Origin of the sequence: Streptomyces sp. CBMA156, assembly GCF_014596515.1 — a bacterium.
Lineage (GTDB): Bacteria > Actinomycetota > Actinomycetes > Streptomycetales > Streptomycetaceae > Kitasatospora.
Genome location: NZ_MSJQ01000188.1, coordinates 1 through 5,471, shown reverse-complemented (window position 1 = coordinate 5,471; position 5,471 = coordinate 1). Strand labels below are relative to the sequence as shown.

The window sequence follows — 5,471 nt, the reverse complement described above, 5'->3', positions numbered from 1 at the left end:
GCGGCCGGGGCCGGTGGCCGAGCCGGACCGTCCGGCGGGCCGGGACGGGGGGCCGGAGGAGGGCGCGGGGGGCGTCGTGGCGGAGCGTACGGGCGGTGCCGGGGCCTCGGTCCCACGGACGGCCGCGGGGGCCTCCTGAGGCCGCTCGACGGCCTCCCGGTCGGTTCCGGCGGCGGCTTCGGCGGCGGCCTCGGCCAGCGCCGCGTCCAGTCGGGCGGCGACGTCGGCCGGCATCGGTTCGGTCGGGACGTCACCGAGCAGCTCCCGGACCTCGACGAGCGCGTCGACGGTCTCCCGGCACTCGGCGCAGCCGTCCAGGTGGCGCCGCAGCGCCCCGATGGTGGCGGGGGATTCGATCAGTTCCTCGGCGAGGTCGGCCAGCTGCTCGACCGGAGGGTGGTCGTCGGCGGGTCCGGGGGAGGAGAGGTGGGCGTTCATCGGGTGCTCGCGTCTCCTTCCAGAATCGTCCGACCGCTGCTCGGGCCCGTCCCTGTGACGGTGGCGGGGCCCCCCGGGTTCCCCGGGGCCTCCCGGCGGGCCGGCGGGGCCGAGCCGGGGGAGGCCGGTGTTCCACGTGAAACATCCCGGTCGCGCAGGTGCCGGACGAGGGGGAGGAGCCGGGCCCGGCCGCGGGCGCAGCGGCTCTTCACGGTGCCCACCGGGACGCCCAGCAGCTCGGCGGCCTCGGCGACCGGGTAGCCCTGCATGTCGACCAGCACCAGCGCCGCCCGCTGTTCGGGGGGCAGCTCGGCGAGCGCCGCGGTCAGCTCGCGGTGCAGCTCGGCCCTGACCACCGGGGAGTCGGCCGGTTCGGCGGTGCCGAGCAGGGCGTCCAGCCGCTGCGGGTCCTCGTCGAGCGGGGCGGTGCGGCGGGTGGCCGTGCGCCGGGCGCGGTCCAGGCAGGCGTTGACCACGATCCGGTGCAGCCAGGTGGTGACCGCGGAGCGGCCCTGGAAACCGGCCGCGGAGCGGAAGGCGGAGACCAGGGCGTCCTGGAGGGCGTCGGCGGCCTCCTCACGGTCGGCCAGGGTGCGCAGGGCGACCGCCCAGAGCCGGTCGCGGTGGCGGTTCACCAGCAGGCCGAAGGCCTCGGGATCGCCGGCGACGTGCCGGGCGAGCAGCGCCGCGTCGTCGTCCGCCACCGTCACCCCTCGTCCCCTCGCAGTCGTGCCGGGCCGGCCGGCCCGGTCAGCCGGAGACCTTGACCTCGGCGACCTGGCCGGTGAACCGTCCGCTGCCATCCTTCGGCAGGGCGGTCAGCCAGAGCAAGAGGTAGCGCGTGGTGACCGGCGATTCGAGGGTGTACTCGACGGTGGTCCCGCTCTTCCTGCCGGCGACGGTGAAAGCCTCCGGCGAAGCCTGCATCGGGTTGGCGGCGGAGGCCGCGGTGGGCACCCGAAGCTCGGCGGTGTGCTCCCCGACGAACTGGACGTTCACCGAGGAGACCGCCTGCGGCGAGCCGAGGTCGATCATCAGGCCGGTGCCCGACTTGAGGGCGGGCGGCTTGGTGCCGAACTGGTCGTTGTACCACTGGGTGGTCCAGACGGTGTTCGGGGCGTTGTCGACCGCCTTCGCGGGGTCGTCCTTCCCCTCGGTCCCTTCGCCCAGCGGGTTGTACGACTGCGCGCCCTTGATGGCGATCGGCCCCGGGTTGTGGGTGCTGGCCTGCGGGCTCGGCGAGGTGCCGCCGGTCGAGGTGGCCGTGGAGGCGGCGGCGGGGCTGTTGTGGTGCAGGTAGCCGACGAACTGCCAGGAGGCGACGCCGATCGCGCCCAGCGCGACCGTCCAGGCGGTGGCCCTGACCACCCGGCGCAGCCGCCGCCGGGTGCGCCGGGAGGAGGCGGGGCGGGAGGAGGCCGGCAGCGGGGCGACGGTGTTGTCGGCGACCCGGGTCGGGTTGGGCGCGGTGGGCAGGGCGTGGGTGTTGTGCCGGGGCGGGGCCTGGAAGGCGGGCAGCTCCGGCTCGGGCTGGCGGATCTTGGGCAGCCGCGCGATCGCCCGGACGAGCTCCTCCGGGGTGGTGATCGGCTCGGCGTGGTGCGGCGGGTGGTCGAACAGGGACCGCGCGGCCAGGTCGGACAGCCCCCGGTGGACCCCGGCGCGGACCTGGTCCGGCGCGGCGTTCTGGAGGCCCTTCGGCAGGCCCTGGAGGTCGTAGCGGTCCTCGGGGTACGGCCAGCGGTGGGTCAGCGCGGCGAACAGCAGCGCGCCGATCGCACGGGTGTCGGCCCGCTGGGCGTCCTCGGCCTCCTCCTCGGGCAGCCCGCGCAGGGCGGCGTCCACGGCGATGCCGTTGATCCGGTACTGGCCGCTGTCGGTGCGCAGCACGCAGCGCGGGGTGAGTCGCAGGTGGGCCTGGCCGCGCCGGTGGGCGGCCGCGACGGCGTCGGCGACCTGGCGGACCATCTGGTACGCCTCGTGCGGCTCCATCGGGCCGTTCGCGATCAGCCTGGCCAGGTCGGAGGAGTGCGGCAGCCACTCCCTCACGACGTAGACCAGTTCGCCCTCGTGCACGGCGTCCAGCACCTGGACGAAGCGCGGGTCGCCGAGCAGGGCGGCGGACTTGGCCGCGGCCAGCACCTTGCGGGCCCGCTGGTGGCCGGAGGCCATCAGGTGGACGCCGACGGCCCGGCGCAGCTTCTCGTCGACGGCGCGCCAGCTGCTGAAGGTCTCGGTCTGGGAGATGCACTCCTCCAGCCGGTACCGGTGGCCGATCATGTCGCCGCTGCGGCGCGCCGGGGCGGGGAGGGTGCGCGGGAGGGTGGCGGTGTCGCGCGGGTCGACCGTGGGCTGCGGGTCGGTGGGGCGGCGCGCCGGGCGGGCCGGCTCGGGGGCGGGCTTCTTCCGGGGCGGGCCGGCGGCCAGTTCGGCGCGGATCTCCTGGACGGAGAGCGGAGCGGTGATCTCCGAGGTCTCCTCGCCGACGGCGGGCTCGGGACCGGTGGCCCGTACGTCGTCGTCGTCGGTCCCGTCCGCGTCGGTGCTCCCGGGGGCGGCGACAGCGGCGGTGCCCTTGCCGGCCTCCGTGGAGGCGCTCTCGCCGGCGTCGTCCGAGCCCGCGAGCTCGTCGATCGCCGCGGCCAGCGCGGCCTCGTCCGCCGCCGCGTCAGCTGTTGACGTGTCGACGACCGCCTTGGTGCCATCAGCCACCGTGGTCCTGCCTCCCCTTGTGTCGCCCCGAGAGAGTCGCTGGAGCGCGGGGGTTGAGGCCCCGTGCTCCAGGACAATTGTGCCCACTCTTCTCCACCTGGTACGACCGCTGAGGGGCCCGCACGGTTGCCCGGGGTGGAGAGATGTGGTGCAGATCCGACACCGGGTCGCCATCCGGCGGTCGGGCGGACCCGAACGAACCGGCGATCCAGCACTCGGCCGGACGAGCGCGGGAGCCCTGCGGGCTCCGGTCGACGCCCGGTCAGGGCGCCCGCTCGTCCGGCCGGTCGTCGGTCGGTCAGCGGCCCAGCCGGCCGCGGACCATGCCCAGCATGGAGTTCAGCTCCTCGATCCGCAGCCGCTTCGCGACGAGCACGAAGACCGCCAGCTGGAGGCCGCCGGCCGCGACCAGGGCCGCCACGCTGCCCGGCCACCCGCCGAGCGCCTGCTGGACGCCCAGGCTGACGCCGAGGCCGACCAGGGCGGCCGGGACGCAGGCGGCGGCCAGCCGGCTGTACGTCCTGCCGACCCGCTTGGTGTCCAGCCCGCCGATCCGCTTCTTCAGCTTCGGCATCGCGACCACCACGCCGATGGCGTAGGCCAGGCCGTAGCCGAAGGCGATGCCGATCACCGTCCACTCGGCGGGCAGCACCAGCCAGCACAGCACCGCGAAACCGGCCTGGCAGGCCGCGACCCAGACGGTGTTGGAGAACGGGGTGCGGGTGTCCTCGTAGGCGTAGAAGCCGCGCAGCATCACGTACTGGGCGGAGTACGGGATCAGCCCCAGCGCGAAGGCGGAGAGCATCAGACCGATGTTGGTGGCGTCGTCCAGCACGGTGTCGTTGCCGCCGACCGCGTAGATCGCCCGGCCGATCGCCGGGCCGAGCGACAGGAACAGGAAGGCCGCCGGGACGACCGCCACCGCGGTGGTGCGCAGGCCGTAGGAGATGTCGTCGCGCACGGCGCCGGCGTCCTCGTCGGCCGCGGCCCGGGAGAGCCGGGGGAGCACCGCGCTCATGATCGAGACGGTGATCACGGCCTGCGGGAGCTGCCAGATCAGCAGCGCGTTGGAGAACGCGGCCAGGCCGACGCCGCCGTGTCCGGCCGCCGCCGCGGCGGCGCCCGCCTTGGTGGACAGCTGGGTGATCACCAGGTAGCCGGCCTGGTTGGCGAGCACGAAGAAGAACGTCCACTTGGCGAGCCGGGCGGCCTTGCCGAGGCCGTGGCCGCGCCAGTCGAAGCGCGGCCGGTAGCGGAAGTCCGCCCCCCGCAGGTACGGGATCATCGCCAGCGACTGGACGACCAGACCGACCAGGGTGCCGAGGCCGAGCAGCCGCACACCCTCCGGGGAGATGGTCTCGGGGGCGACGTGGGTGCTGCCGAACCCGCCGTAGACCCAGATGTAGGCGGAGAAGGTGAAGATCACCACGATGTTGTTCAGGACCGGGGTCCACATCATCGCGCCGAACCGGCCACGGGCGTTGAGGATCTGGCCCATCACCACGTGGATGCCCATGAAGAAGATGGACGGCAGGCAGTACCGGGCCAGTGCCACCGTGGTGTCGGCGCGCTCCGGGTTGGCCATCATCGGCTCGGCGATCAGCCGCACCAGCACCGGTGCCCCGAGCACCGCCAGGAAGACCACGCCGCCGAGCCCGACCATCACCAGGGTGAGCAGCCGGCTGGCGTAGGCGGTGCCGCCGTCGGCGTCGTTCTTCATGCTGCGCACCAGCTGCGGCACGAAGACCGCGTTCAGCGCGCCGCCGCCGATCAGGATGTACAGCAGGGTGGGCAGGGTGTTCGCCGCGTTGTACGAGTCACCCATCACGACGACGCCGATGGCCGCGGTGATCACCATGGTCCGGACGAAGCCGGTGCCGCGGGAGACCAGGGTGCCGGCCGCCATGATCGCGCTGGAGTTCAGCAGGCTGGCGACCTTGCCGCCACCGCCGGGCGCCCCGGCGGGTGCGGCGGCGGGCGCGGGCGCCTGCTGTGCGGCCTGCTCGTCGGCGAGGACGTCCGCCGGAGGCTCGACCGCCGGGGGCACCGCGACGGCGGCCACCTGCATGGTGGCCTCCTCCTCGGAGAGCGGTGGGTCGAACTCGATCGGCGGCACGAAGTGGTGCTGCCCGCCGGGAGCGCCGCCGTACTGCGGCTGTCCCGGGTAGCCGCCCATCGGCGGGTACGGTGCGGGGCCGGCCGCCGACGCGGGGGGGGGGGAGGGTCGCGGGGGGGGGGGGGGGGGAGGGGGGGGGTGGGGAGGGGGGGGGGGGGGGGGAGGGGGGGGGGGGGGGGCGGGGGGGGGGGGGGGGGGGGGGGGG

At 75.1% G+C, this 5,471-nt stretch carries 3 protein-coding genes and 1 pseudogene; all 4 read right to left on the bottom strand.

Features of this window, described 5'->3' with window-relative positions; genetic code table 11:
- Positions 1-438, bottom strand: a pseudogene (locus BU198_RS15555) (hypothetical protein); the annotation flags it as partial.
- On the bottom strand, positions 435-1,148 hold the full coding sequence (sigM, locus tag BU198_RS15550; RefSeq protein ID WP_317620140.1) for an RNA polymerase sigma factor SigM: 714 nt from the start codon (positions 1,146-1,148) through the stop codon (positions 435-437). The pseudogene BU198_RS15555 and the gene sigM, both read right to left, overlap by 4 nt.
- Before the next feature lie 40 nt (positions 1,149-1,188).
- Positions 1,189-3,150: a protein kinase family protein gene (locus tag BU198_RS15545; protein ID WP_188297448.1), complete on the bottom strand. Its 1,962-nt coding sequence runs from the start codon at positions 3,148-3,150 to the stop codon at positions 1,189-1,191.
- Positions 3,151-3,448: 298 nt separating this feature from the next.
- Complete coding sequence (gene murJ / locus BU198_RS15540; RefSeq protein WP_223244433.1) at positions 3,449-5,326, bottom strand: murein biosynthesis integral membrane protein MurJ; 1,878 nt, start codon at positions 5,324-5,326, stop codon at positions 3,449-3,451.
- Positions 5,327-5,471 lie beyond the last annotated feature (145 nt).

What these genes read in the sequence shown, in the direction of transcription:
- murJ (WP_223244433.1), bottom strand. Translation starts at nt 5,326, where the DNA reads ATGGGCGGCTACCCGGGACAGCCGCAGTACGGCGGCGCTCCCGGCGGG.